The organism is Corynebacterium sp. HMSC05E07 (assembly GCF_001807225.1).
GTDB lineage: Bacteria > Actinomycetota > Actinomycetes > Mycobacteriales > Mycobacteriaceae > Corynebacterium > Corynebacterium singulare.
The window spans coordinates 634-4,678 of the sequence record NZ_KV788256.1 but is presented as its reverse complement, the minus strand read 5'-3'; the positions used below and the strand labels follow the sequence as shown (position 1 = coordinate 4,678).

The 4,045-nt window shown below is 51.6% G+C and carries 1 protein-coding gene; it reads left to right on the top strand.

Going from position 1 to position 4,045, the window contains the following annotated elements:
* Window positions 1-4,045, top strand: a 4,045-nt coding sequence (locus HMPREF3149_RS10220; RefSeq protein ID WP_246819990.1) for a SpaA isopeptide-forming pilin-related protein, incomplete at both ends; no start/stop codon positions are given.

Sequence of the window (4,045 nt, the reverse complement as noted above, 5' to 3'; positions counted from 1 at the left end):
TGAGGCTGATGAGGCTTTGGTTGCTTATGATGATGCATCCGATGTCGATGCTCTGACTGAGGAGATCGCGTCGGTGGAAACACCTATCGATGAGGCTCCTGCATCTGCATCTGATTCAGCACCTGCGTCTGATTCTGCGTCTGCTTCTGGTGGGGAAGCTTCTGAAGCTTCCGAAGCTGTGGAGAAGCCGGAGGGTTCTAAGGATCCGGTGAGTGTTGTTCGTGATGGTGATATTGACACTGTGACGATTGATGACCGGGACACTAAGGCATGGCGTGATAGTGAAACCGGCATGGAGAAGGTCTCTGATGATGCTCTCTATGGTATTTCTCGTGAGTCCGATGCTGGTATTGATGAGATTGTTGAGGTTGAGGCTGACGGCATCGTCGTTGATGAGAAGTCGTATGGCTTCATCCATGATGATGAGGACGAGCTGGATAAGATCGTTATTGATTACTACGGTTTGAAGACCGCTCCGCCGGAGATGCTGACTTTGAAGGTTAAGTCTTCCAAGGAGGGTGAGTACTCCATCCTGGATAAGGATGATATTCCGGCTAAGGCTGATGTGCAGGATGCTGGTTTCCTACCGGATCCTTCTGCTGAAAAGCAGGAAAAGATTGACAAGGTCAACAAAGAAAACCGCGCAGCAGACACCCAAACCGGTAGCCGCGAGGTCGAACTTAAAAAAGATGTTGAGGTGCTTGACCCTTCTGGGGCTCGTCCAACCTTTGTTCTCAGCGTAGGTGGTTCTCCCGATAATCGAACCACTCTGTATGCGAATAAAATCCTGCTGGAATACATGCCTAAGAGCATGGCAGCGAATAACAAGGTTACTAATGGACTAGCTGACTCGAACCGGACAGTGGAAATCTCTAAGGGAAGCACTACCTGTAGGCTTCAAGACAGCGATGGTGCTTATTACCGTGAGACCACCACGGGCAAGACGAACTATCTTGAAATCGATATGAGCAAGTGCAACGCAGTCACTGGCACGCGCAAGGCAATCGATTTTTGGGAAGCCGGATCGGACCAAATTAAGGTTAAGGTTTATTCTAATCTGAACGGCACCGATGCTGACTTCGACTTCTCTGCCCGGCTCTGGGCCTCCACCGAACGTGGAGATTCCATTGTCAACCATGAGAACGAAACTCAGCTCATCGAAACCACCGATTTCGTAGATACCCCGCAGCCTGCACCGGGCTTCGATGTCGCGTTGCAGACCTTGGTCCTCGGACCTGATCGCCCGTACCGCGACCTCTACCTTGGAAAGATCTATATCTACGATCCGGATAAGCAGCTTGACAAAGGGTTGAATTCTGTCAAGGTACAGAAGGGGCCCCACGTTTCCAATACAACCGTTCCAGCAAAGAGGCTGACGGGCGATAAGCAGGATTACATCGAGATCGACGTTAGCGGTCTAAGCACGGCAGAGGCGAAGAAGTTCGCCGTGTGGGAGGGCTCCCGCAACCGTGTTATTGCCCACTTTAACGGTGTTGGTGCAGTAGACCCATCTCGTCTGGACATGCGCGTATATGCTTCCCCAGTTCAAGGACAAACGGCAAAGGACGTAGATCTTCAGGCGTCTGCATTCGCGGATGTGAAAGAGCAGGAGACTAACGCCGAAAACCTCACCACAAATGTTAAACCTGTGGACGGCGCTAATGGTCGCGACTTTAACGTAACCTTCACTAGGGATTTCCCCATCGGAGGAACACTTGGGGACGAGGTCACTGCACGCCTAGATCACGTCAACGGTACCTATTTGGATAATGACGTTATGGTCCCTACCTTGAAGGTTTTGGACGCTGACGGCAATCCTATTAAGGAGCTGGAAGGAAAGGCATACGACCGTTACCGCCTCGCTACAGATAAAGCAGGTAACGACTGGGGTGGATTGACCTTCGACGGCCTCGAAGGCGTTAAGGTTCCAAGCGGCGGAAAGATTGTCGTGGAAATGGGCTTCCGTCAAAAGCCGGGATCCCCTATTAAGGACCGCGAACACCGCCTTCCTCTGGGACCAGGTGAAGTAGTCGTTGACTTGGCAAAGACTGACGACCATTTCGAGCTAGTTAAAGGCGAAGGCGAGGACGCTATTGAAGCTCGCGCCGAAGCAACTAAGCGTGATGATGAAGCCTTCGAGGATGTCATTACCATCGGATCTCGCTCCAAGTTCAGCGGTGCAAAGGTTACAGTCGATGCCCCGAACAGCATCTTGACTGGGGAAGCTTACTCGTTTCAGATTAGTGGCGAGAACAATACCGGTCTTGAGCAGGGATACTCCCTGAAGAAGACCGTAATCTCGGCGGATAAGAATAAGGTCGTTTACGAGGTCTACCCTGTGGACGAAGCTGGAAATCGTGCAACTGCACTCGTAGAGGAAGGTACCAAGTTTACCGTTTCGTCTGCGTTCAGCCGCACTCCAGAGACAGTAACGACCACTGTTGAGCTGTCCGGAAAGAAGCTGAAGAAGGCCGCCGAAAAGACTTGGACTGAGGGAACTGGTGGAGACATTAACCTTTACCCTGTATTCCGTCTTCATCCTTTGATTATGACCAACTCGGCCGAACACGGTTTCAACGGCTCTCCAGGTCCGTTCGTCTTGAAGAATGAAAAGGGTCAGGTCGTTTCCTACGGTGGTCTGTGTATCCAGCCAAACTTGGGATATCCGGATACCTCTGAACCAGTACGTGAAAATTGGGAGCTATTCCCGTCGGATTACAGCCCGGTAAGCGAGAACCCAATTTCCTTGGAGAACCAGGGGGCACTCGGTTACTTGGTTAAGCAGCTGAACTCTGCCGGTGGTGGCAACGCCAGCAAAGCTCGTCAGCAAATCATCAATAATGCCGAGCGTATTGCTCGAGAGGCTGGAGTCAAGGATGCGGCCGGGCGTTACTACACGGGTGCGCAAGCGTACGCCGTTGTATATGGTGCAGTTCTGAACCTCCTTGGTTACAACAACGACAACTTGGATGAAATCTTCAGTCAGTACACCTCTGCGGAAAACCCTAAGCGCCACGAGATCATTGACAAGGGTGCGGTTATTGCTAAGTACGTCCTAAGCAATGATGATTTGGAGAAGTCTACGGACTACCAAATTGTGCGATTTAAGAGCGCTAATGCTCAACCGTGGCAGATGGTGCTTGTCCCAGGTGGCGGAGGAAAAGGTAACTCCCGCATGAGTACTACCGCCGCTCTTGATGGTGACAAGGACCCTGCAAAGGTTGACTACGGCGAGTGGCGTAATACTCGCGTCAATATTGAAAACGTAGATAAGGCCTACGACCGTATCGATTACGTTGGTCTGACTGCTGGTGACTACAAGCTCAAGACGGAACTGGTTCGGGTCGATGCGGACAAGTCCGAGCACGTCATCTACTCCAAGGAGTCTGATGCTAAGGCCGAGTCCTCTGCTCAAAGCTCTTGGTACGTCAAGGTTGACCTGAGCGATGAAAAGATCAGTGAGGAATGGAAAGCAGGCTCCCGATACGTCTTCAAGGAAACCGTCAAGGATTCCAAGGGCAACGTGATCGTGGAGCACGTAAGCGCTGACGATGAGGCACAGAGTTTCTGGATTGAAGAAAAGCCTCAGCTTAAGGGCGCCAACTTCACCTTCACCAAGGTTTCTGCAGACAACCATGAAGACAAGCTGGAAAAGGCATCCTTCGTAATTGCTGATAACAAGGAGATGGAAGGTGCGAAGTCGGTCTCGAAGGCCGAGAACGATTCGACCACCTTCACTGTTGAGAACCTTGAGGTTGGCAAGCAATACTGGATTGCAGAGACTAGGGCTCCGCAGGGTGATGCAGGTAAGAATTACCAGCTACTGCCAAAGCCGATTAGCTTCAAGATCGACAATGATGGGAAGCTGAAGTTCTGGTCCGCTGGCGAGTGGACTACGGGTGATGCCTTCCCATTCGTCGACCCGAAGTCGACGACCGATAAGACGACCGGCAAGATTCATGCCACCGCGAATATCGCTAACGTCTGGATTGGTGACCTGCCTAAGACTGGTGGCAACGGTATTGCGCCGTGGCTGCTGTTGGGT